At 61.8% G+C, this 22,868-nt stretch carries 17 protein-coding genes; 7 read left to right on the top strand and 10 right to left on the bottom strand.

All coding sequences use genetic code 11. From position 1 onward, the window contains the following. Window positions 1-112 precede the first annotated feature (112 nt). The 4 genes from recO to tadA all read left to right on the top strand — a co-directional run bounded on the left by recO (window position 113) and on the right by tadA (window position 3,711). Window positions 113-802, top strand: coding sequence for a DNA repair protein RecO (gene recO / locus AB4P94_RS00755; protein WP_395608999.1), 690 nt, complete (start codon window positions 113-115; stop codon window positions 800-802). Between the two features lie 51 nt (window positions 803-853). Beyond that, a complete protein-coding gene (gene pdxJ / locus AB4P94_RS00750; RefSeq protein ID WP_395608998.1) occupies window positions 854-1,597 on the top strand; it encodes a pyridoxine 5'-phosphate synthase in 744 nt (247 codons plus the stop codon). A 240-nt stretch (window positions 1,598-1,837) separates the two neighbouring features. Beyond that, complete coding sequence (locus AB4P94_RS00745; protein WP_395608997.1) at window positions 1,838-3,214, top strand: multicopper oxidase family protein; 1,377 nt, start codon at window positions 1,838-1,840, stop codon at window positions 3,212-3,214. Beyond that, window positions 3,214-3,711, top strand: coding sequence for a tRNA adenosine(34) deaminase TadA (tadA, locus tag AB4P94_RS00740; protein WP_395608996.1), 498 nt, complete (start codon window positions 3,214-3,216; stop codon window positions 3,709-3,711). Before AB4P94_RS00745 ends, tadA begins: the two co-directional genes overlap by 1 nt. A 139-nt stretch (window positions 3,712-3,850) precedes the next feature. Here the strand turns inward: tadA and cmoB are convergent, their stop codons facing one another. The 5 genes from cmoB to lon all read right to left on the bottom strand — a co-directional run bounded on the left by cmoB (window position 3,851) and on the right by lon (window position 9,244). Then, complete coding sequence (gene cmoB / locus AB4P94_RS00735; protein WP_395608995.1) at window positions 3,851-4,807, bottom strand: tRNA 5-methoxyuridine(34)/uridine 5-oxyacetic acid(34) synthase CmoB; 957 nt, start codon at window positions 4,805-4,807, stop codon at window positions 3,851-3,853. Further along, window positions 4,804-5,547 carry a carboxy-S-adenosyl-L-methionine synthase CmoA gene (gene cmoA, locus AB4P94_RS00730; RefSeq protein ID WP_395608994.1) on the bottom strand — a complete coding sequence of 248 codons (744 nt, stop codon included), beginning with the start codon at window positions 5,545-5,547 and terminating at the stop codon, window positions 4,804-4,806. Before cmoA ends, cmoB begins: the two co-directional genes overlap by 4 nt. A gap of 35 nt (window positions 5,548-5,582) precedes the next feature. Continuing rightward, window positions 5,583-6,239: a lysoplasmalogenase gene (locus tag AB4P94_RS00725; RefSeq protein WP_395608993.1), complete on the bottom strand. Its 657-nt coding sequence runs from the start codon at window positions 6,237-6,239 to the stop codon at window positions 5,583-5,585. 1 nt (window position 6,240) lies between these two features. After that, window positions 6,241-6,630 (bottom strand): protease inhibitor I42 family protein, encoded by a 390-nt coding sequence (locus AB4P94_RS00720; RefSeq protein ID WP_395608992.1) that lies wholly within the window; start codon window positions 6,628-6,630, stop codon window positions 6,241-6,243. 190 nt (window positions 6,631-6,820) lie between these two features. Further along, window positions 6,821-9,244, bottom strand: coding sequence for an endopeptidase La (gene lon, locus AB4P94_RS00715; protein ID WP_395608991.1), 2,424 nt, complete (start codon window positions 9,242-9,244; stop codon window positions 6,821-6,823). A gap of 400 nt (window positions 9,245-9,644) precedes the next feature. Here lon and AB4P94_RS00710 point away from each other — a divergent pair, with 400 nt between their 5' ends. After that, a complete protein-coding gene (locus AB4P94_RS00710) occupies window positions 9,645-11,981 on the top strand; it encodes a putative bifunctional diguanylate cyclase/phosphodiesterase (protein ID WP_395608990.1) in 2,337 nt (778 codons plus the stop codon). 182 nt (window positions 11,982-12,163) lie between these two features. Here the strand turns inward: AB4P94_RS00710 and AB4P94_RS00705 are convergent, their stop codons facing one another. Beyond that, the gene (locus tag AB4P94_RS00705; RefSeq protein WP_395608989.1) at window positions 12,164-14,581 is read right to left on the bottom strand and encodes a glucose/quinate/shikimate family membrane-bound PQQ-dependent dehydrogenase; all 2,418 of its coding nucleotides are present in this window, start codon (window positions 14,579-14,581) and stop codon (window positions 12,164-12,166) included. 457 nt (window positions 14,582-15,038) lie between these two features. Then, window positions 15,039-17,057 (bottom strand): TonB-dependent receptor, encoded by a 2,019-nt coding sequence (locus AB4P94_RS00700; protein WP_395608988.1) that lies wholly within the window; start codon window positions 17,055-17,057, stop codon window positions 15,039-15,041. Window positions 17,058-17,270: 213 nt separating this feature from the next. On the opposite strand from AB4P94_RS00700, the gene AB4P94_RS00695 reads away from it, so the two are divergent. Further along, on the top strand, window positions 17,271-17,504 hold the full coding sequence (locus AB4P94_RS00695; RefSeq protein ID WP_048720273.1) for a VF530 family DNA-binding protein: 234 nt from the start codon (window positions 17,271-17,273) through the stop codon (window positions 17,502-17,504). A gap of 4 nt (window positions 17,505-17,508) precedes the next feature. After that, complete coding sequence (locus AB4P94_RS00690) at window positions 17,509-18,135, top strand: Pr6Pr family membrane protein (protein WP_395608987.1); 627 nt, start codon at window positions 17,509-17,511, stop codon at window positions 18,133-18,135. Between the two features lie 110 nt (window positions 18,136-18,245). Here AB4P94_RS00690 and AB4P94_RS00685 read toward each other — a convergent pair whose 3' ends face one another. The 3 genes from AB4P94_RS00685 to AB4P94_RS00675 all read right to left on the bottom strand — a co-directional run bounded on the left by AB4P94_RS00685 (window position 18,246) and on the right by AB4P94_RS00675 (window position 22,718). Beyond that, on the bottom strand, window positions 18,246-19,013 hold the full coding sequence (locus tag AB4P94_RS00685; RefSeq protein WP_395608986.1) for a siderophore-interacting protein: 768 nt from the start codon (window positions 19,011-19,013) through the stop codon (window positions 18,246-18,248). After that, window positions 19,010-19,531 carry a PadR family transcriptional regulator gene (locus tag AB4P94_RS00680; protein ID WP_395608985.1) on the bottom strand — a complete coding sequence of 174 codons (522 nt, stop codon included), beginning with the start codon at window positions 19,529-19,531 and terminating at the stop codon, window positions 19,010-19,012. Before AB4P94_RS00680 ends, AB4P94_RS00685 begins: the two co-directional genes overlap by 4 nt. Before the next feature lie 100 nt (window positions 19,532-19,631). Then, the gene (locus AB4P94_RS00675; protein WP_395608984.1) at window positions 19,632-22,718 is read right to left on the bottom strand and encodes a transglycosylase domain-containing protein; all 3,087 of its coding nucleotides are present in this window, start codon (window positions 22,716-22,718) and stop codon (window positions 19,632-19,634) included. Between the last annotated feature and the right edge of the window lie 150 nt (window positions 22,719-22,868).

Here is a 22,868-nt window from a genome sequence, read left to right as displayed (position 1 = left end):
GAGTCGGGTAGATCTTATTGGGGCTGCTCTGCAGCCCAACGCAGGGCAAGCCTGCTCGCCACAGTAAGTGTTCGCTCAGCACATTGATTGCTCTTCAGAGATTCCCCGTCTCATGTCCCAATCCCCACCCCCCAGCCAACTCGCCTACGTCCTGCACAGCCGCGCCTACCGCGAGACCAGCGCCCTGGTGGATTTCCTCACGCCCCAAGGCCGGTTGCGCGCCGTCTTGCGCAGCGCACGGGGCAAGGCGGGCACATTGGCGCGGCCGTTCGTGGCCCTGGACGTGGAGTTTCGTGGCAAGGGCGAGCTGAAAAACGTGGGGCGCATGGAAAGCGTCGGCACCAGCGCCTGGCTCAATGGCGAGGCTTTGTTCAGTGGCCTCTACCTCAATGAACTGCTGATCCGCCTGTTGCCCGCCGAAGATCCGCACCCTCGGGTCTTCGATCACTACGCCGCCACCCTGCTGGCCCTGGCCGAAGGCCGCCCATTGGAGCCTTTGCTGCGTGCTTTCGAATGGCGCCTGCTCGACGATCTGGGCTACGGCTTCGAACTGGCCAACGACCTGCACGGCGATCCTGTCGCCGCCGATGGCATGTACCGCCTGCAAGTCGATGCGGGCCTTGAGCGCGTGTACCTGCTGCAACCCGGCCTGTTCCAGGGCACTGAGTTGCTGGCCATGAGCGAAGCCGACTGGACAGCGCCCGGTGCCTTGTCCGCTGCCAAGCGCCTGATGCGTCAGGCCCTGGCCGTGCACTTGGGCGGACGGCCGCTGGTCAGTCGCGAGTTGTTTCGAAAGCCCTGACAACCCCGTGTATGCTGTGCGGCGTTTCTTTCCCTTTTCAGGAGCGCTTCCGTGACCACCAGCAATCGCATTCTTCTTGGCGTCAACATCGACCACGTCGCCACCCTGCGCCAGGCCCGGGGCACCCGTTACCCTGATCCGGTCAAGGCCGCGCTGGACGCCGAAGAAGCGGGCGCCGACGGCATCACCGTGCACCTGCGCGAAGACCGCCGCCACATCCAGGAGCGTGATGTGCTGCTGCTCAAGGATGTGCTGCAAACCCGCATGAACTTCGAAATGGGCGTGACCGAGGAAATGATGCAGTTCGCCGAGCGCATCCGCCCGGCGCACATCTGCCTGGTACCGGAAACCCGCCAGGAACTCACCACCGAAGGCGGTCTCGACGTGGCGGGCCAGGAAGCGCGGATCAAGGCCGCTGTTGAGCGCCTGTCGAAGATCGGCAGTGAAGTCTCGCTGTTCATCGACGCCGACGAGCGCCAGATCGAAGCCTCCCGCCGAGTCGGTGCGCCGGCCATCGAACTGCACACCGGCCGTTACGCCGATGCGACCACGCCGACTGAAGTGGCTGACGAGCTGCAACGCATCATTGATGGTGTGAAGTGCGGCTTGAATGAAGGCCTGATCGTCAATGCCGGCCATGGCCTGCATTACCACAACGTCGAGGCCGTGGCCGCGATCAAGGGCATCAACGAACTGAACATCGGCCATGCCCTGGTGGCCCATGCACTGTTCGTCGGTTTCAAAGGCGCTGTGGCCGAGATGAAAGCGCTGATCCTGGCCGCTGCCAAAGCCTGAACAAACACAGTCTAAACAACACTGAAGATCAACAATGTGGGAGCTGGCTTGCCTGCGATGACGGTGGATCAGTCAGCACATGTATTGGCTGGCCCACCGTCATCGCAGGCAAGCCAGCTCCCACATTAGTCTGCAGTGAATTTGGCATGCGGCAATGCGAAGTCTTACTGTTTAGCCGATGCAGGTGTATCGTATCTGCCCTTTGCAGGCCCTGGCCCGCAGCAGATACGTGAGGTTGTTGTGTCCCGATCCTTTTCCCGTCGACAAATCCTGGGTGGTCTTGCAGGCCTGGCCGTAGTGGGCGTCGGTGCCGGTGGCGCCTACCGCTACTGGCTGGGGAAAGTCGCCGAGGCCGAGGCCGGGCACGATTACGAGCTGATTGCCGCGCCGTTGGACGTGGAACTGGTGCCGGGCCACAAAACCGAAGCCTGGGCGTTCGGCGCTTCGGCGCCGGGCACCGAGTTGCGTGTGCGCCAGGGCGAGTGGCTGCGGGTGCGCTTTATCAACCACCTGCCAGTCGCCACCACCATTCACTGGCATGGCATCCGCCTGCCGCTGGAAATGGATGGTGTGCCTTACGTATCCCAATTGCCGGTGCTGCCCGGCGAATACTTCGACTACAAATTCCGCGTGCCCGACGCCGGCAGCTACTGGTATCACCCCCACGTGAACAGCAGCGAAGAACTCGGCCGGGGCCTGGTCGGCCCGCTGATCATCGAAGAGCGTGAGCCTACCGGTTTCAAGCACGAGCGTACGCTGAGCCTGAAAAGCTGGCATGTGGACGAAGAAGGCGCCTTTGTCGCCTTCAGTGTGCCCCGTGAAGCGGCGCGTGGCGGCACGGCCGGGCGGTTGTCGACGATCAATGGTGTGCCGCAGGCGGTGGTCGATTTGCCCGCCGGGCAGATCACCCGTGTGCGCCTGCTCAACCTCGACAACACCCTGACCTACCGCATCAACATTCCCGACGTCGAAGCGCAGATCTACGCGCTGGACGGTAATCCCATCGAGCCGCGCCCGCTGGGCAAGGAATACTGGCTGGGCCCGGGCATGCGCATTTGCCTGGCAATCAAGGCACCGCCGGCCGGCGAAGAGCTCTCCATCCGCAACGGACCTGTGCGCCTGGGGACTTTCCGTTCGGTGGCCAGCATCGATGCACTGTCCGAATGGCCACCCGCGTTGCCCGCCAACCCGATCGCCGAGCCGGACCTGGCCAATGCCGAGAAACTCAACTTCAATTTCGAATGGGTCGGCTCCGTTTCTGTTGACGACGGCAAGCCGCCAAGCCTGTGGCAAATCAACGGCAAGGCCTGGGACATCACCGACAAAACCTGCGCCGACCGCCCGATTGCCAAACTGGAGAAGGGCAAAAGCTACATCTTCGAATTGAAAAACATGACCCAGTACCAACACCCGATTCACCTGCACGGCATGAGCTTCAAGGTGATTGCTTCGAACCGTCACAAGGTGATTCCGTACTTCACCGACACCTACCTGCTCGGCAAAAACGAGCGCGCCCGCGTGGCGCTGGTGGCGGATAACCCGGGGGTATGGATGTTCCACTGCCACGTGATCGACCACATGGAAACCGGCCTGATGGCCGCCATCGAGGTGGCGTGATGCGCCAGATTCGCCCCGCCGCGATTATCGACCGTAGCCGTGATCAGGACTTCATGCGCGAAGCCCTGGCCCTCGCTGCCCAAGGCGCAGCACTGGGCGAAGTGCCCGTAGGCGCGGTGCTGGTGCAGGACGGTGAAATCATCGGGCGTGGCTTCAACTGCCCGATCAGTGGCAACGACCCCAGCGCCCACGCGGAAATGGTCGCCATCCGCGCGGCGGCGCAGGCGATCAGCAATTACCGGCTGGTGGGCAGCACGTTGTATGTGACGTTGGAGCCGTGCAGCATGTGCGCGGGCTTGATCGTGCATTCACGGGTTGCGCGGGTGGTGTACGGGGCGCTGGAGCCCAAGGCGGGGATTGTGCAGAGCCAGGGGCAGTTTTTTACCCAGGGCTTTTTGAATCATCGGGTGTTGTATGAGGGTGGGGTGCTGGCTGAAGAGTGTGGGGCTGTGTTGAGCGAGTTTTTCAAGGCTAGAAGAGCCAAGCCCGCGCTATAAATAACACTGGAGAGCAAATGTGGGAGCGGGCTTGCTCGCGAATACGGTGTGTCAGCCATGCATGTGGTAGCTGACCCACCGCATTCGCGAGCAAGCCCGCTCCCACATTTTGATCTTCATTTCTCCAGGGAGATTTGGGTTACTTCCTGGCGATGATGACTGCCCGCATCGGCGCCGGCAGCCCTTCAATCGTCTTGCTGTGATCATCCGGGTCAAGGAAATCACTCAGCGACTGATACTTCATCCACTGCGTCCCGCGCTGTTCCTCAACCGTCGTCACACTCACATCCACACACCGCACATCACTGAAACCCGCGCGGCGCAGCCACAGCATCAACGCCGGCACCGACGGCAGGAACCATACGTTGCGCATCTGCGCGTAGCGATCTTCCGGCACCAGTACTTGCTGCTGATCGCCTTCCACCACCAGGGTTTCCAGCACCAGCTCGCCGCCTTTGACCAGGGTGTCCTTCAAGGCCAGCAAATGCTCGATGGGCGAACGGCGGTGGTAGAACACACCCATGGAAAACACGGTGTCGAAGCCTTCCATGTTCGGCGGCAGGTCTTCAAACGGGAACGGCAGGTGCCAGGCCCTGGGTTCTGACAGGTAACGTTGCACGGCCTGAAACTGGCAGAAAAACAGCCAGTTCGGGTCCACGCCAATCACGCTGTCGGCCCCGGCGCCGAGCATGCGCCACATGTAGTAGCCGTTGCCGCAGCCCACATCGAGGATGAGTTTGCCTTTCAAGTTCAAGTGCGGTGCCACGCGCGACCACTTCCAGTCCGAGCGCCACTCGGTGTCCACGTGCACGCCGAACAGGTTGAACGGCCCTTTGCGCCATGGGCTCAACCCCATCAGCGCGGTGTGCATTTGCGCGCGGGTGGCGTCGTCGCAGTCTGTATCGAGTGTCAGGCCGTTGAGCAAATCCACTTCGCTGGGCTGGATCTTTGGTAATGCATCCAGTGCGCTCTGCCAGCGCTCCAGGTCGCCATGGCCCTTTTCCATTTTGCTATCGAGTTGCGCTTGCAGGCCCTGGGCCCATACGGCCAGAGGGGTGCCGACCAGATGGCGGGCGAGGGGGGACAGATCAATCATGGCAAGGCAATCAACGAGGCAAAGTTAAGACACTGGAACCACGGCACGACTTTCGAAAACCCGGCCGCCAGCAGGCGTTCGCGGTGTTCTTCGAGGCTGTCGGGCTTCATGACGTTTTCGATGGCGCTGCGCTTCTGGGCGATTTCCAGTTCGCTGTAGCCGTTGGCGCGTTTGAACGCGATATGCAGGTCGGTGAGCAAGGCGTGCTCTTCGGCGTCATTGAAGCGCAGCTTCTCCGACAGAATCAGCGCACCGCCCGGCAACAGCGACTGGCGAATGCGCGAGAGCAGCGCCAGGCGCTCATCGGGCGCGATGAATTGCAGGGTGAAGTTCAACGCCACCACTGACGCGGGCTGGAATTGCAACGCGAGGATATCGCCCTCGATCACCTCAACCGGCAACAACTCCTGGAACATCGAATCCTGGCCATTGAGGTATTCGCGGCAACGCTCGACCATCGCCGCCGAGTTATCCACCGCGATTACCCGGCAGCCGTCGGTGCGCACATGGCGGCGCAAGGCTTGGGTGACGGCGCCAAGGGATGAGCCGAGGTCGTAGAGCACGCTCCCCGGCTGGGCAAACTGAGCCGCGAGCACGCCCAGGTTCTCGACGATGGTCGGGTAGCCCGGTACCGAGCGTTTGATCATGTCCGGGAACACCCGCACCACGTCCTCGTTAAAGGCGAAGTCCGGCACCTGGGGCAGGGGCTGGGCGAATAGGCGATCGGGTTCTTTGCTCACGGTTGTTCCGGCATTGATGGGGAAAGGCCGGCATTTTAGCCAAATTGGCCCTCGCGTGCGCGGGTTGTCTGATGGAACGCGGAGGCGGTGATGCCCCATTGCCCAAGCCAGTAAGTGGTGATCAACAAATAAGGTGCCGCCTCAAAGGCGACCACAAACCGATTGATCCCAATCAGCGTGTCGGAGAACACAAACGACACTGCGCCCGCCGCCGCCAGCAGCGCCGACTGTTTGGGCACTTCACTGCCCAGCCGCGCCAGCGCCCGCCAGAGCATTGCGCTGATCACCAGCGCATAAACCACCACCGGAATCAGCAGTTCGCCCAGGCCGTGGGCGATCAGGATGCTCAGCAGAATGGCGCCCACGCCCAGCGCCAATATCAGTGGCAATACGGCCAAGCGGCGGCAGTCACTGAAATACGCTTTCAGGTACGCCAGGTGGGCAAACAAAAAGGCGCCCAGGCCAAAGATAAACAGGTCACCGGGCCAGGCGAGCAGCACATCGCCGACCAGGGAAAAAATCAGCCCCAGGCTGATCCAGCGTCGATAGTCAGTGGGCGGCGCATCATGCAGCCAGCCCAGCAGCGCCAGTACCGGCAGCGGTTTGACCAACAGGCACAGCAGCGCCGCATGGGTGCTCAGGCCGTAGACAAAGGTGCCGGCGCCCATCAACGCAAGAATCAGCCATGGCATATCAGTTCACCGTGATGGCGCAGTCGAAGGTTTCGGCGGGCTCAGCTTCCGGCTCCCAGGGTTGCTGGGAGGTCAGGCGCAACCGGCCTTGGCCGGCGGTGAACGCCTGGAAGCGCCAGGTCGACTGACCGCCACCGCCGACCACGCCGGATTCGGTGCTGCTGTAAACCTCAGGGCTCAACGCGCGCAGCACACCGCCGGCGGAATCCTGGATGGCCCAGCGGTAGCCGGTGGTGGGGTTGCTCGGCAGGGTGAGAATCAGGTTTTGCCCGGTTTTAAGCTGAAGCGGGCAGGCGCTCTGGTCTTCCACGGTGACGTTTTGCTTCGGTGTGCTAGCGCACGCGGCGAGCAGGGCGAGGCTCAAGGGGAGAAACAGGCGGGCAGCGGTCATGGGGGCTCCGTTGATTCACGACGAAGGGCGAGCATAACCGAAGATGAGACAAGGTGTGACAAGCGGGCGTTGTGTTGCGGCGGCTGACGCCATCGCGGGCAAGCCCGCTCCCACATTTGAAGGTATTCACAAATCAAATTGTGGGAGCGGGCTTGCCCGCGATGAGGCCAGACCAGGCGTTACCTAACGATCAGAACAGCACCTTGGCCACATCGGCAAACCGCTTGGCAAAGTGCACCGTCATGCCTTCCTTCAGGTAATCCGGCAACTCCTCAAAACTGCCACGGTTGGGCTCCGGCAGAATCAGCTCGTGAATCTTCTGGCGCCGCGCCGCAATCACCTTCTCGCGTACGCCACCAATCGGCAGTACATGCCCGGTCAGTGTCAGCTCGCCGGTCATGGCCACACCCTTTTTCGGCGGCTGGTTGCGCGCCAGCGACAACAGCGCGCTGGCCATGGTCACGCCCGCGCTCGGGCCGTCTTTGGGCGTAGCACCTTCCGGCACGTGCAAGTGCACAAAGGCTTCATCGAAGAACTTTGGATCACCGCCAAACGACTTCAGGTTGGAGCTGATGTAGCTGTAGGCGATTTCAGCGGACTCTTTCATCACTTCACCCAACTGCCCGGTGAGCTTGAAGCCGCGGTTGAGCGTGTGGATGCGCGTCGCCTCGATCGGCAAGGTCGCGCCGCCCATGCTGGTCCAGGCAAGGCCGGTGATCACGCCGGTGCCGGAGAGCACTTGCTCGTTGCGGAACACGGGCATGCCGAGGGAGCTTTCCAGGTCCTTGTTGCCGATCTTGATCACCGAATCCGGCTCATCGAGCAGCTTGACCACGGCCTTGCGCACCAGTTTGCCCAGCTGTTTTTCCAGTTGGCGCACCCCGGCTTCGCGGGCGTAGCCGTCGATCAATGCGCGCAGGGCGCCGTCGCTGATGGTCAGGGTGTTCTTCGACACGCCGGCTTTTTCCAGCTGCTTGGGCCACAGGTGGCGCTTGGCGATGGCGACTTTTTCTTCGGTGATATAGCCCGACAGGCGAATCACTTCCATCCGGTCGAGCAATGGGCCCGGGATCGAATCCAGGGTGTTCGCCGTGCACACGAACAGCACCTTGGACAGGTCCAGGCGCAGGTCCAGGTAGTGGTCGAGGAATTCGACGTTTTGCTCCGGGTCGAGGGTTTCCAGCAAGGCCGACGCCGGGTCGCCCTGGAAGCTTTGGCCCATCTTGTCGATCTCGTCGAGCATGATCACCGGGTTCATCACTTCCACATCCTTGAGCGCCTGCACCAGCTTGCCCGGCAGGGCGCCGATGTAGGTGCGGCGGTGGCCCTTGATCTCGGCCTCGTCACGCATGCCGCCGACGCTGAAGCGATAGAACGGGCGGCCCAGCGACTCGGCGATGGATTTACCCACGCTGGTCTTGCCCACGCCGGGCGGGCCGACCAGCAGCACGATGGAACCGGCGACTTCACCTTTGTAAGCGCCCACGGCCAGGAACTCGAGGATGCGGCTCTTGATGTCGTCCAGGCCGGCGTGGTGTTTATCCAGCACCTTGCGCGCGTGTTTCAGGTCGAGTTTGTCCTCGCCATATACGCCCCACGGCACAGCGGTTGCCCAGTCGAGGTAATTGCGGGTCACGGCGTATTCCGGCGAACCCGTTTCCAGGATCGACAGTTTGTTCATTTCTTCACTGATGCGCTTTTGCGCCTGGGGCGGCAGCACTTTGCCCACCAGGCGTTGTTCGAACTGTTCGACGTCGGCGCTGCGGTCGTCTTTGGTCAGCCCCAGCTCCTGCTGAATGACCTTGAGCTGTTCCTTGAGGAAAAACTCGCGCTGATGCTCGCCGATCTTGCGGTTCACCTCGGCGGAGAGCTCTTTTTGCAGGCGCGCGACTTCAACCTCCTTGCGCAGCATCGGCAGGACTTTTTCCATGCGCTTGAGCATGGGCACGCAATCCAGCACTTCCTGCAGCTCATTACCTGTCGCCGAAGTGAGGGCGGCGGCGAAGTCGGTGAGCGGCGAAGGGTCGTTGGGGCTGAAGCGGTTGAGGTAGTTCTTCAGCTCTTCGCTGTACAGCGGGTTGAGCGGCAGCAACTCCTTGATCGCATTGATCAGCGCCATGCCGTAGGCCTTTACCTCGTCGGTCGGCTGGGTCGGCTGGTGTGGGTATTCAACTTCCACCAGGTACGGCGGACGGTGGTGCTTGAGCCAGGTCTTGATGCGTACGCGGGTCAGGCCCTGGGCGACGAACTGCAGCTTGCCGTTCTCGCGGCTGGCGTGGTGCACCTTCACCAGCGTGCCGTACAGCGGCAGGGCGGAGGTGTCGAAGTGGCGCGGGTCTTCCGGCGGGGTTTCCATGAAAAACAGCGCGAGGGAATGGTGGTCGGACTTGCTCACCAGCTCCAGCGTCTCGGCCCACGGTTCTTCGTTGACGATCACCGGCAGCACTTGCGCGGGAAAGAACGGGCGGTTGTGGATCGGGATGATGTAGACCTTGTCCGGCAGGTTTTGCCCGGGCAGGGCCAGGCCGGTGCTCGAGGACGCCTCCTCATCCGCGTGTTCGGGGTCGGCGTAGTCGTTCAAGTCGTAATCAGGGAAGGCTTGCTGGTCGCTCATGGGGCACCTGCATAAGGAAGTATGGAGGTTAGATGGGGCGGCGCAGCGGTGGTTTCAATGGGCGTGAAGCGTTAGCAACAAATTGCATAATATTTTCAGAACGCTGCTTTCCCCTGTGGGAGCTGGCAGCGCCTGGTTGTTGGGGCTTGCCAGTGATTGAGCGCAAACCCTGGCTTGAATAATTGAAGTACGCTCGGACATACCCAGCTTCGCCAATAAAATGACATTAAAATCCCCGCCAGTATTGGGTGTACATATTCAATCTCCCAGCTAATCTCCTAAAACCATCTGATGATTTAAAATAGCTATTTTTTTGACGCCAAGTCAGCAGTCGCCAGGGAGGCGTATGACAAAGGGACGCAATGGCAGAGAGAGGCAAGCGCTGCCAGAGGGCTCGGCAATGAAATGGCGCCACACTTTCCAAACCCGCATTGCCGGGGTGCTGGCGTTGTTGCTGCTGGTGGTCGTGGCTGCCACCTATTTCGCCGTCAAGGCGGCCACCACCCGCGCCGTGGAGAACCAGGCCCAGGTGCAACTCAATACCGGCAGCCAGGTATTCGAGCGCCTGCTCGACCTGCGCGGGCGCCGCCTGCAATACGGCCTGGATTGGTTGACCGTGGATGGCCCGTTCAAGCATGCCGTGATCGAAGGCGAGGCGGCAGCGATTCTGGCGGCGTTGCGCCGGCATGGCACCGGCCTGCGCGCCAGCGAGGTGTTTGTGTTGGACCTGCACGGCAAGGTGATGGTCAGTACCGTGCCCGTACTTGAGCAGGGCCAGGTGTTTCCCTATGAAGAGGCCTTGCGCCAGGCGCGGCGCAGCGGCTTGCAGATGTTGATCGTCGCCATGGCTGGCCAGCCCTATTTGCTGGTGCAGGATGAAGTGTTCGACACACAACCCATTGCTCGCGTGGTGATGGGGTTCCCCATGGACGCGCTGTTCGCCAACGAATTGCGTTCGATGAGCAACCTGGACGTGTCGTTTCTCAGCGTACAAGAAGGCAAGCCCGGCCAACTCTTCACCACTCAGCCGGACGACTACAGGGCCGGCATTATCAATATCTTGCGCGACGAGCAGTTGAACCCCGAAGCACAGATCACACGGTTTTATGGCCAGCGTGTGCTCAGCCAGGTGCTGCCGTTGGCGAACACCGGTGATGGCGATGAAGTGCGCGTGTTGCTGCAAAGCCCTCTGGACCATGCCCTGGAATCCTTTGCGCCCCTGGACCGGCAATTTCTCTGGATTGCCGTGGCGGTGTTGCTGGTGTCGCTGGCGGGCGCGTTGTTCCTGGCGCGGCGTGTGTCGCGCCCGCTCAACGCGCTCGTCGAGGCAGCCGAGCGGATTGGCGCCGGCGACTACCGCACGCCGGTGCGCGTGCGCAGCCATGATGAGTTCGGCCTGCTGGCGCGGGCGTTTAATGCGATGCAAAGCGGCATTGCCGTGCGCGAACGGCAACTGGCGCATAACGCTTTGCATGACCCGCTCACCGGCCTGCCCAACCGCGCGTTGGCCTTGGAGCGCCTCGGCAGCGCGATCAGTGCGCAGCGGCCGGTGGTGTTGCTGTACGTGGGCATTGAAAACTACCGGGTGATCAACGAGGGCTTTGGCCCGCAAGGTGTGGAGGAGATGCTGCGCGAGGCCAGCCGGTGCCTGTCCATGAGCCTGTTGGCCAGCGATACCGCCGCGCGCATCGCCGGCAGTGAGTTTCTGCTGCTGCTGGAAAACACCGAGATCGACCGTGCCGTGGCCCGCGCCGACCGCCTCTACGGGCTGCTGACTGAAACCCAGCGCATCGGCAACGACGAAGTGCGCCATGAAGTCAGTATCGGCATCGCCGCCTACCCGGCTGACGGCCAGCAAGTAGAGGAGTTGATCAGCCGCGCGGCGATTGCCCGGCACGATGCGGCGAACTTGCCCGGGCATTTGCAGATCTACCAGCAGGACCGCGACCTGGCGCACCAGCGGCAGATCACGCTGATCCGCGACTTGCGGCGTGCGGTGGTCGAAGGTGAGTTGTTCCTGTGCTACCAGCCCAAACTCGATCTCAATGATGGCCGCGTGCGTCAGGCGGAAGCCTTGCTGCGCTGGCAGCATCCGACCCTTGGCCAGGTGTCGCCCAACGAATTCATTCCGCTGGCCGAGCGCACCGGCAGCATCGGCGGCTTGACCCTGTGGGTGATTGAAGAAGCCATCCGCCAGGTGGCTGAGTGGGCGCAGCGGGGTTTGCACATTCAGCTGTCGGTGAACATTTCGGTGGACGACCTGGCCGATGATGACCTGGCCATTCGCGTCACTGCGTTGCTGATGCAATACAACGTTCTGGCCGAACAACTGATTTTCGAGATCACCGAAAGCGCGATCATGCACAACCCGCAACAAGCGCTCAGCGTGCTGGAGCAACTGCGCGCCTGCGGTATCAGCCTGTCGGTGGACGATTTCGGCACCGGCTATTCATCCCTGGCGCAACTGCAACGCCTGCCGGTGCAGGAGGTAAAGATTGACCAGTCCTTTATCCGCAACCTCGACAGCACCAGCGGTGACGGGGTGATCGTGCGCTCGACCATCGAGATGAGCCATAACCTGGGCCTCAAGGTGGTGGCGGAGGGCGTGGAGTTCGAGCCGAGCCTGAAACTGCTCAAGCAGTGGAAGTGCGACACCGCGCAGGGTTACCTGATCAGCCGGCCGTTGAATGCCATGGCGTTTGAAATGTGGATGCGGCGCGAGCGGGTACTGATTTGAACGTATCGCAGGGCTCATGTGGGAGCGGGCTTGCTCGCGAATGCGGTGTGTCAGTTGATGCATTCGCTGCTGATCCACCGCATTCGCGAGCAAGCCCGCTCCCACATTTTAATCTCCATTGCTCATGAAAAAAGGCGGCTACCCGTGAAGGTAGCCGCCTTTGTCTTTACCGCCGGTACTGCTTAATCCGGCAGTTTGAACGCCATCACGTAGTCACCTTGCTTGGTGCCCAGCGAGCCATGACCGCCGGCCATGACCAGCACGTATTGCTTGCCGTCCTTGCCGGTGTAGGTCATCGGCGTGGTTTGCGCGCCTGCAGGCAGGCGGCCTTCCCACAATTGCTTGCCGTTTTTCACGTCATAGGCACGCAGGTACTGGTCCAGGGTGCCGCTCAGGAACGCCACGCCACCAGCGGTGGTAAACGTACCGCCCAGGCTAGGTACGCCCATGGTCAGCGGGATCGGAACCGGTGAGCTGTCGCGCACGGTGCCGTTTTTGTGCATCCAGATGGTTTTGTGAGTGGTCAGGTCGACCGCCGCCACATAACCCCACGCCGGTGCCTGGCACGGCAGGCCCATCGGCGACAGCAGCGCTTCGAGGATCACGCCGTACGGCGCGCCTTTGTTCGGCTGTACGCCTTCGGTTTCACTGACGCGCGGGCCTTGCTTGGCAATGTCGGCCGCCGGGATCAGCTTCGATTTGAACGCCATGTAGCTCGGGTTCACGAAGGCAATCTGGCGAACCGGGTCGACGGAAATGCCGCCCCAGTCGAACACGCCGAAGTTACCCGGGTAAACGATCGAGCCTTGCAAGGACGGCGGGGTGAATGGGCCGTCGTAGCGCATCGACTTGAAGTCGATCCGGCAGATCAGTTGGTCGAACGGGGTCACGCCCCACATGTCGCGTTCTTTCAACGGCGGCGGCATGAAGTTCAGGTCGGACTTCGGTTGGGTGGGTGCGGTGTGATCACCGGCCACTGCGCCTTGCGGTACAGGGATTTCGTTGATCGGCACCACTGGCTGGCCGTTGCTGCGGTCCAGCACGTAGATGCTGCCTTGCTTGGTCGACGCCATCACGGCTTGCTTCACGCCGTCAGCCGTCTTGATGTCGATCAGCGAAGGCTGGCCGCCTACGTCCATGTCCCACAGGTCGTGGTGAGTGAACTGGAAGGTCCATTTCACGTGGCCAGTGTCGATGTCCAGCGCGGTCAGGCCGGCGCTGTATTTTTCAGAGTCCGGCGTGCGGTCGCCGCCGTACTGGTCGGGCATCTGGTTGCCCATCGGCAGGTAAAGCATGCCGAGTTTTTCATCCACGCTGAACATGGACCACATGTTCGGCGAGTTGCGGGTGTAGGTCTTGCCTTCGGCCAACGGGGTGGTGTCGTCCGGGTTGCCGCTGTCCCAGTTCCACACCAGCTTGCCGGTGTGCACGTCGAACGCGCGGATTACGCCGCTTGGCTCGTCGGTGGACACGTTGTCGGTCACGTGGCCGCCGATCACGACCAGGTTTTTGGTCACGGCCGGAGGCGAGGTGGAGTAGTAACCGCCCGGGGCGAAGCTGCCGATGTTGGCGCGCAGGTCGACCTGGCCTTTGTCACCGAAGTCTTCGCACATTTTGCCGGTGTCGGCGTTCAGGGCGATCAGACGGGTGTCGGCAGTCGGCACGAAGATGCGTTTCGGGCAGACGGCGCTGACCGGTGCTGCGCTGGCCGAACCGGTAGGGCTCTGTTCGGAGGCGTACACCGCGTCATCGTGATACGACACACCACGGCAGGTCATGTGGGCCCAACCCTTGAAGTTCGCAGCGCCTTCGCTGCTGATCTTCGGGTCGAAACGCCAGATTTCCTTGCCGGTGTCCGGGTCCAGGGCAATCACCTGGCTGTGCGGGGTGCACACGTAGAGCATGCCGTTGACTTTCAGCGGGGTGTTTTCCGCGGTGGTCTCACCGGGGTCGCCCGGGCCAGGAATGTCGCCGGTGCGGTAGGTCCACGCCGGGACCAGCTTGTGGGCGTTTTCCGGGGTGATCTGCGCCAGCGGCGAGTAGCGATCACCGAAGGCCGAACGGCCATAGGAGTTCCAGTCGCCATCGGCCTGGGTCGGCGCTGCGCTGGCCATGCCAGGCACCGCGTCGCGGTCCAGTTGGCCGGTCTTGACCATTTCACCCGGGTTGGTGAATTGGCTGGCCACGGCGGTAGCGCCGGCCAATACCACGGCCACGCTCAATGCAGCGGTGCCCATTGGCGCGGCCTGGCCACGCAACAGCGGGCGGCGGAACCACGGCAGCAACATGACGATGCCCAAGGCAAACAACAGGGCCAGGCGTGGCACCAGTTGCCACCAGTCCAGGCCGACTTCCCACAGTGCCCACAGGGTACTGGCGAACAGCACCAGCGCGTACAGACCCAGTGCGGCGCGGCGGGTGGCCAGCAGCAAAAGGCCGGTGAGGGCGATGCCGATACCGGCGAGCAGGTAATACAGCGACCCGCCGAGCATGCTCAACTTGACGCCGCCGGCCAGCAAGGCCAGCCCCATGATCAGCAGCAAGACGCCCAGCAGCCTGGGCAGCAGGCGGCTCTGGCTCGAAGCACCATCAGTGCTCATAGTGTGTTTCTCCGTGACGTTGGAATTATGTAACCCCGTGCTTCACTGTAGATGACGATTCGGCGCGGGCTTGGTTCAGCGTTAATTCGGTTTTTCTGGGGATAGCGCGGTTATCCACAGGCGGGCGAAGGTTTCCCATGCGCAGGTCGCTGTAAGACAGCGCTGTCTTTGCAGGTAGGAATAATCGGCAAGATGGGGTCGACCGGGGAGTGAAACGTTTCAGTTTGTTGCCGGCAAGGATAAAGCGACTGCGCGCCGAGAGAAAGCGCCAATCGCAAGATGCATCATTTCAGATTTGGTAACAGTGACAGAACGTCGCTGCAAACGCGGGCTTCTGTGGGAGCTGGCTTGCCTGCGATGGCATCACCTGAGTGTCACTGAAACACCGAGGTGGCCGCATCGCAGGCAAGCCAGCTCCCACATAAACCCGGTTCTCACAGGGGAACCGTGGTGTTTTTTAGAACGTGGTGCGTACGCCGAACTGCACGCTTCTGCCCGGCGCCGGCGCGATATCGCGCAGGATTGAGCTGGCATAACGCACGGTCTGGTTCGTCAGGTTTTCACCGTTCACGAACGCCAGCCACTGGCTGCCCCCCATGTTGAAGTGGTAACCCATGCTCGCGCCCAGGGTGGTGTAGCCGTCGGTGCCGCTTTCGTTGTCCGGCACACGGCCCTGGCCCGCGGCGTGTTCCACGTCGATACGCGCCTGCCAGCGGTCCAGTTCCCACAGCAGGCCGCTGTTCAAGCGCAGTGGCGCAATACGTGGCAAGGCTTCGCCGGTGTCCAGGTTGGTGGCGCGGGTGTAATCGCCCGACAGCTCCAGCGCAAACTTGCCGTAGGTGCTTTCGCCGAGCTTCCAGTGATCCTGGGCTTCAAAGCCTGCGAAACGTGCGCGCACGCCGGAGTATTTGTACTCGGGGATACCGCTCGCGTCTTCCACACCTTCATCGTTCAACGTGCGGCCCGTGCCGAGCAAGCCGATGTAGTTGGAGAAGCGGCTGTAGAACACGCCGAAGCTGCCTTTGTGGGTGCCATTGTCAAAGCGCAGGGCCAGGTCGCTGGACACGGCTTTTTCTTTCTTCAGGTTGGCGTCGCCCAGCTCGTAGGTGCCGGTGGCCACGTGGGCACCGTTGGCGTACAGCTCGTAGAAGGTCGGTGCGCGCTCGGTGTAGCCCAGCGTTGCTGCCAGCGACCAGACCGGCGTGAGGCTGTAGACCGCGCCCGACGACAGGCTGCCGGCCGTGAAGTCATTGCTCTTGTCGGCCCCGGCGAAACGCTCGTTGCCCTTGGCATTCGGGTCGACGTTGGTGTGCTCCACGCGCCCGCCGAGGCTGAGCTTCAGGCGTTCGGTGGCCTGCATTTCTTCGAGGATAAACAGCGCGCCGGCGTTGGTATCGGTCTGTGGTACGAAGGCTTCTTCGCCCAGCGCCGAGAACTCATTGCGAGTGACTTGTGCGCCGACTACGCCGTTGAACGGACCGAGCGGCTGGTGGCGTGCTTCCACGCGGGCTTCATAACCCTTGTTCTTGAAAATCGTGCCGGTTTCGCCGCCTTCGATTTCACGGTGCTCGTAATCGGTGTAGCCCGCGTCGAGTTTGACCGAGGTAAACGGGCCTTGCAGGTTACGCAATTCGGAGGCGAACGCGTAGTGATCCTGCTTCATGCGGATGCGCACGTCTTGCTCGGCGGGGGAGCCGTAATTGCTGTCGTAGTTGCTGTAGGACAGGCCGGCATACCCGTCGTCCCAGGTGTAGGAACCGCCGACGGCACCGCCGTCCTGACGTCCGTCGCTGTTGCCCAGGCGACCGTTTTTGCCGGGGGCGTCATCCGTTTCCGGCGCGTGGCGGCTGCGCGCCTGGCCGGGGATTTTCAGGTCATTGAATTCCCGTGCGTTGGCGTCCAGGTGCAAGGCGAACGTACCGTTGCCGGCTTCCAGTTTGCCCGCGCTGCTGCGCGTGGTGTCGGCACCGCCGTAGCGCAACTCACCCGCGCCATGAATACCTTCGATGGCTTCGGTGGGGATGCGGTTGTCGAAGGTGTTGACCACGCCGCCGATGGCACTGCCGCCGTACAGCAGCGCCGCCGGGCCGCGCACGATTTCAATGCGGTCGACATTGATCGGGTCCAGCGGCACGGCGTGGTCGTAGGACAGCGACGAGGCGTCCAGCGCGCCCACGCCATTGCGCAGGATGCGGATGCGGTCGCCGTCCTGGCCACGGATGATCGGCCGGCTGGCACCAGGACCAAAGTAAGAAGAGGACACGCCCGGCTGCTTGTTCAGGGTTTCGCCCAGGCTGCCTTTTTGTTGCAGGGTCAGGTCATCGCCTTCGAGCACGGTGGTCGGCGACGCCAGTTGTTCGCTGCCCAGCGGGTTGCCGGTGATGACTTGGGGTTGCAGCTCAAGGGCGTGGGCTTCGGAGCAGATCAGCAGGGCGGCGGCAAGCGGGGTCAAGCGCCAGAGAGAAGAGAGGGACATCGGACATTCCTTGGCAAAACGGCAGAAAAGAGAAGGCTGCAAACGGTATCGAATCAGTTACTTTTGATAAGTATCGTTACAATATAACATCTCTTTTTTTGCTGAAAAGGGGAACTTTCTCTCAGGGTCTATATTCAATGCAGTGCTTCCACCGTCAGGCCCCGTCGGCTAAGGTGCGCGGCTGTGTTTCCTCTTTTTGCAAAAAGGCCCGGCATGACCGCAACAAGCAACGACCCGCTCCACGGCGTGACCCTGCAACACGTTCTCACCACGCTGGTTGAGCATTACGAATGGGCAGGCCTGGCCGAACGCATTGATGTGCGCTGCTTCAAGAGCGACCCAAGCATCAAGTCGAGCCTCACATTCCTGCGCAAAACCCCATGGGCGCGGGAAAAAGTCGAAGGCTTGTACGTCAAGCTGATGCGCACCAAACGCCCGCTGGATTGAACCTGTGAAGCGCTTTGTCGCGGCGGCGGCACTGGCCGGGTGGGTGGGGTTGGCGATTCAGCAGTACCTGATTTTCTACTCGCGCTTTTCCAGCGGCGCCAGCCTGCTGGGCGGGCTGATCAGCTTTTTCAGTTTCTTCACCGTGCTGACCAACACCCTCGTGGTGGTGGTGCTCAGTTATGCGCTGGTGGAGCGCGATTCGGCGGCGAAGCGGTTTTTCCTGGCGCCCAGCGTGAGCAGCGGGATTACCGCAAGCATCATCGTGGTGAGCCTGGCCTACAACCTGTTGCTGCGGCATTTGTGGAGTCCGCATGGCTTTCAATTTATCGCCGACGAATTGCTGCACGACGTGATGCCGCTGCTGTTCTGCGTGTATTGGTGGCGCTGTGTGCCCAAAGGTACGTTGCGCCTCAAGCACCTGGCCGGGTGGGTGATTTACCCCGTGGTGTACTTTGGCTATGTACTGCTGCGCGGGCATTTGCTCGGGCAGTATCAATACCCGTTCATCGATGTGGACACCCTCGGTTATCCACAGGTGTTTGTGAATGCCGGGGGGATTTTGGCGGGGTTTGTGGTGATTGCGTTAGCGGTGCTGGGGTTGGACAAGTTCTTGAAGACACACCGAGTGTAAATGTGGGAGCGGGCTTGCTCGCGAATGCGGTATGCCAGCCAATACATCAGTCGACTGAACTACCGCATTCGCGAGCAAGCCCGCTCCCACAGTTTTGACCGCGTCAGGTTTTACTCTTCTTCACTGCCCTCGGCGCGCCAGTAACCCACGGCCTTGAGGAACTCTTCATTGACCTTGTGGGTGTCCAGCAGCACGCGCCGAACCTGGCGTGACAGCTTGGTTTCGGTCGCGACGAAGCTGTACAGCGAGCCACCCGGCAGCGTCAGGTTTCGCACGGTTTCAAGCAGGTCGTCCTGACCGCGAACCACCCAGATCACTTCCACATCCGCCGCACTGTTGAGCGGCTGCTGTTCCGCCGCATTGGCGATTTCAATCACCGCCAGCACCTTGCGCCCCGCCGACAATTCTTCCAGCCGCCGCGCAATGGCGGGCAGGGCGGTTTCGTCGCCGATCAGCAGGTAGCTGTCGAAGATATCCGGCACGATCAACGAGCCCCGTGGCCCGCCGATGTACAGGTGCTGGCCGACTTTGGCCTGGTCGGCCCAAGTGGATGCAGGGCCATCGCCGTGCAGCACGAAGTCGATGTCCAGCTCGCCGATGTTCAGGTCGTAGCGGCGTGGCGTGTAGTCGCGCATGGCCGGCTGCGGGCCGTCGCCCTTGATGTTGAATGTCGGGCTTTCCAGGGCGGCCTGTTCGGCGGCGTTCTGCGGGAACAGCAGTTTGATATGGTCATCGGCTCCCAGGCTGATAAACCCCGCCAGCTCCGGGCCGCCCAGCGTAATGCGGCGCATGCGTGGCGTGATGTCGACCACCCGCAACACTTCGAGGCGGCGACGTTTGATTTCGTGGGTCACGCGGTGAATGGCTTGCGTAGTCATTGGTCTTTCCCGTCGGCGATGGATTGAGCGGTGCGATTGAGCAGCGCCGCGACACGAACGATTTCTTCCGGGCTCCAGCGCCCGTGGTGCGAATGCAGGGCGTGGCGCAGGTTGTGCACCGCCTCGTGGATTTGTGGCGGGCGGTCCTGGCCGCGCAGCGAACGCTTGCTGACGTCGATGCGCATGCGCACGCCGTCCAGTGCAACCGCTTGCTCGCTTAAGAAGAGACGACCGGCGTCGGTGATTGTGTAGCGTTTTTTTCCGCCATCGGCGTCGCCCTGGATCAAATCGCTTTCTTCCAGAAAGGTCAGGGTCGGGTAGATCACGCCGGGACTGGGGGTGTAGGCGCCGTCGAACAAGCTTTCGATCTGGCGGATCAAGTCATAGCCGTGGCACGGCTGTTCGGCAATCAAAGCCGGCAGCAGCAGTTTCAAATCGCCGGGTGCAAATACCCGTGGGCCGCGACCGCGGCCGCCGCGCGGGTCAAAACCGTCGCGTGGGTGAGGATGGTCTCGCATGGTGGGAGCCTCTGTGTGTGTCTAGATATAACGTAAGATATATCTTATGTGGCACACAAGAGCTTCCGACGAAAGGTGCACTCGGCACCCGGTCAAGCAATCAGGGGGCCGTTGGCAGGCATTGCGTCAGGCTGCCCGGTTGCAGATAAGGCATCAAAATCGGCGCCATGCCTTTGAGCACCTGCACCGGCAACGCCGAAGTGAAGGTGAAATGCTCGGCAGATTGGCCTGGCACAAACGCCGTCAGCGTGCCGAAGTGGTGCTCGCCCAGATAGAACACAAAGGTCGCCGTACGGTTGATGGATTTGGAGCTGAGAATCCGCCCGCCTGCGCCGATGGCCTCAATGCGGTTATCCCCGGTGCCGGTCTTGCCGCCCATGGCCAACGGCGTGCCGTCCGCCAGTTTGAAACTGCCGGCCACGCGTTTGGCGGTGCCTGCATCCACCACTTGGGACAGCGCGCCACGCAAGGCCCTGGCCACTTCCACGGGGATCACCTGTTTGCCCGGTGCCGGGTCGTTGACCACGCGGGTTTCGTACGGCGTACCAGGTGCAAAGTGCAGTGTGTCGATGCGCAGCACTTTGGGGCGCACGCCGTCATTGAGGATGATGCCCATCAATTCCGCCAGCGCCGCCGGGCGATCCCCCGAGCTGCCGATGGCCGTGGCGAGCGAGGGCACCAGATGGTCGAACGGGTAGCCCACAGCCTGCCAGCGCTGATGGATATCCAGGAACGCTTCGATCTCCAGCATGGTACGGATGCGGCTGTCCCGCGCGCTCTGATGGCGGCTCTTGAACAGCCAGCTATAGACTTCCTGACGTTCGAACTGGCTGGCTTTCACCGTGTCGCTGAAGGTCGCTTCGGGATGGTTGAGCAGGTAACCCAGTAACCACAAATCCAGTGGATGCACCTTGGCGATATAGCCCTGGTCGGGCAAATCATAGGTGCCGGGGCCGTAGTCTTTGTAGAGTTTTTCCAGGCGCTCGTCGGTGAGTTTTACCGTGGTTTTGACCCCGGTCATGTGCGCGCGTACGAACAGGTTGAAACTTTCCTGACTGGCGTTGGGCAGCAAATAACGATGCACGGCGGCCAGGCGAATCGGCGTGGGGCGCACGCTGTCGAGGAAGGTTTCCAGGCGCGCCTGGGTGTCTTTCTTCTGGTACTTCTTCCAGAACTTGCGCAGGAAGGTGGTGCCTTCGCGGTCGGCAAAACCGGCGAGGTATTCCTGGCGGCGCGGGTCGTTGTCATCCTTGAGCAACTCGGCACTGTTGTTCTCGCCGGAGTAGGTGACGTAGCGCACCACGTCGCGCATCAGGCGAATGAAGGGCAGGTTGATCGACTCACGCAAGGCATCGCGCAGCGTTGGGCTGCGGCCATTGTCCTGGCTGCGGAAGTTGTGGAAGGTGTGCAGCCCGCCGCCGGTAAAAAAACGCTCGCCGGGGCTGGCCGAGTACGTGCGATCCAGGGCTGCGTCGAGCATTTTCGCCAGGGATTTGTCCGGGGTCTGGATCAGGTAATCAAGGGCCCAGCGGCTCAGGCGGTCCTGATCATCCACCGTGACTTTTTTCAACGCCGCGGGTGCCTGGGTGGCGTACTTGTCGTGCAGCTCAGTGATGATTTGCAGGTAGGTGGTGAGCACGCGCAGCTTGGCGGTGGAGCCCAGTTCCAGCTTGCTCCCTTCGTTGATGTCGAAGGGCTGGTCGGTGTTGTCGGTTTGCACGCGCACCCGTGAGCCGTCCGGGGTCAACTCAAACAGGGTGAAGCTGTAGCGTACTTGCGCGGTGCTGGCGGGGGTCAGCAGGCGTTCGCCGAGCAGGCCGATCTGGCGCGCGTAGTCGGGGTCGGCAAGGTGCTTGAGGTAGTCGCTGACCTGGCCCTGCAATTGGCCTTGCAGAGTGCTGGTTGCCGAAAGGTCGAGGCGATCCAGATCATACAGCGGACGGTTGAGCAACGCGGCCAGGCGGCTACGGGCGACGCTGATGCCCTTGTTGGTTTCCACCGGCTGCACCGTGGGTTGTTGCACCCAGTCGCGGTAAGTCACTTTGCTGGCCAGGGCCGCCTGCAACAGCGCCGGTTCGATCACCCCGTTCTGGGCCAGCAGGCGCAGGTGGCTGTCGGTGAGTTGCGCCAGTTCATCGCGGCCCTTGGCCAGGTAATGGGACGGGCGACGCTGGGCGATGATCAGCGACAACACTTCGCGCAACGCCAAGCCTTGCTGTGCATTCACCGGGCCGGTCAGTGCATTGTTCACGTGGTTGAAATCGGCGCCGTACCACACCCGTAAACCCTCGGCCATGCCGTGCACTTCACCGTGACCCGGCACCGCCGACAGGGGCACGCTGTTGAGGTAGTCACGCAGAATGTTTTTACGCGCGGGCAGCGTGTCGGGGCCATCGTGGTAAGCGCGCACGGCGGCGGAAAACATCTGGCGCAGCTTTTCACTGCCTGAGACGGTCAGGCCGTCCGGCGAGTGCCGGTATTTTTCCAGCTGGGTGGCCAGGGTACTGCCGCCCGCACTTTGCCCGGGAAGATGCAGCAACTTGGCAACCTGCGACCACGCCGCTTTGGCAAAGCGTGGCCAGTCTACGGCCGGGTTGGCGTGAGGTTGAGCGGGGTCGAGCAGGTCACGGTTTTCGATGAACAAGAGGCTGTTGACCACCAGCGGCGGGATTGCAGCGAAGCTCGAGTAGAGCTGTTGCGGGTAGTCGTATCGATAGAGCGGCACAGCTCGGCAGTCGGTGATCGAAAGGCCCGCCTGGATTTTTTCCGCGTAGGGCACGAACAGGCCTTTGTTGGTGTAATCCATCAGTGCCGGCGAGAACCGCACCTGAGTGTCGATCACGTAGCCGCGCTTGAGCAAGCGCGGCAGGAAGGTGCCGAGGTCGCTGTAGCCCAGGCGGCGATCGAAGGGGCCTGCGCCGGGATAGACCATGGCGTCACTGGCGCCGGGTTTGGTTTCGTAGGTGAGGTCACGGGCCAGGCGGCTGAGTTCCCGGGCTTGCAGCTCGGAGGTGCGCATCTCTTTGCTGGCGGCGAAACCGAGGGCGATCAGGGCCATCAGTACGATCAGCCAGAACACTCGCCGCCAATAGCGGGGCCGGGGTTTGTTTTTGGGTAAAGGCGCTGGGTCCGAACTGCCTTGTAGTTTCGCAGCCTCTGTCGATTCGGTTTGCAGCAGTGCGCCCATAGTCGATTGATCCCTTCACGCAGATTGATCGGACTTGCTCAAAGCGTAGTCGCTGGGGGCTGGTTGTGAGGGAAATTGTGATCGACCCGTCAAGTATGCCAATCGTGCGGGCTGCGGCGTTTTGCCGCCCGGGGCAGGTAAGATGTTCCC

Origin of the sequence: Pseudomonas sp. B22129, from assembly GCF_044218875.1 — a bacterium.
Taxonomy (GTDB): domain Bacteria; phylum Pseudomonadota; class Gammaproteobacteria; order Pseudomonadales; family Pseudomonadaceae; genus Aquipseudomonas.
Note: the sequence above shows the minus strand (reverse complement) of the source record. Positions and strands in the feature narration are given on the sequence as shown.

What these genes read in the sequence shown, in the direction of transcription:
- recO (WP_395608999.1), top strand. Translation starts at nt 113, where the DNA reads ATGTCCCAATCCCCACCCCCCAGCCAACTCGCCTACGTCCTGCACAGC.
- tadA (WP_395608996.1), top strand. Translation starts at nt 3,214, where the DNA reads ATGCGCCAGATTCGCCCCGCCGCGATTATCGACCGTAGCCGTGATCAG.
- cmoB (WP_395608995.1), bottom strand. Translation starts at nt 4,807, where the DNA reads ATGATTGATCTGTCCCCCCTCGCCCGCCATCTGGTCGGCACCCCTCTG.
- AB4P94_RS00725 (WP_395608993.1), bottom strand. Translation starts at nt 6,239, where the DNA reads ATGCCATGGCTGATTCTTGCGTTGATGGGCGCCGGCACCTTTGTCTAC.
- AB4P94_RS00720 (WP_395608992.1), bottom strand. Translation starts at nt 6,630, where the DNA reads ATGACCGCTGCCCGCCTGTTTCTCCCCTTGAGCCTCGCCCTGCTCGCC.
- lon (WP_395608991.1), bottom strand. Translation starts at nt 9,244, where the DNA reads ATGAGCGACCAGCAAGCCTTCCCTGATTACGACTTGAACGACTACGCC.
- AB4P94_RS00710 (WP_395608990.1), top strand. Translation starts at nt 9,645, where the DNA reads ATGAAATGGCGCCACACTTTCCAAACCCGCATTGCCGGGGTGCTGGCG.
- AB4P94_RS00705 (WP_395608989.1), bottom strand. Translation starts at nt 14,581, where the DNA reads ATGAGCACTGATGGTGCTTCGAGCCAGAGCCGCCTGCTGCCCAGGCTG.
- AB4P94_RS00700 (WP_395608988.1), bottom strand. Translation starts at nt 17,057, where the DNA reads ATGTCCCTCTCTTCTCTCTGGCGCTTGACCCCGCTTGCCGCCGCCCTG.
- AB4P94_RS00695 (WP_048720273.1), top strand. Translation starts at nt 17,271, where the DNA reads ATGACCGCAACAAGCAACGACCCGCTCCACGGCGTGACCCTGCAACAC.
- AB4P94_RS00685 (WP_395608986.1), bottom strand. Translation starts at nt 19,013, where the DNA reads ATGACTACGCAAGCCATTCACCGCGTGACCCACGAAATCAAACGTCGC.
- AB4P94_RS00680 (WP_395608985.1), bottom strand. Translation starts at nt 19,531, where the DNA reads ATGCGAGACCATCCTCACCCACGCGACGGTTTTGACCCGCGCGGCGGC.
- AB4P94_RS00675 (WP_395608984.1), bottom strand. Translation starts at nt 22,718, where the DNA reads ATGGGCGCACTGCTGCAAACCGAATCGACAGAGGCTGCGAAACTACAA.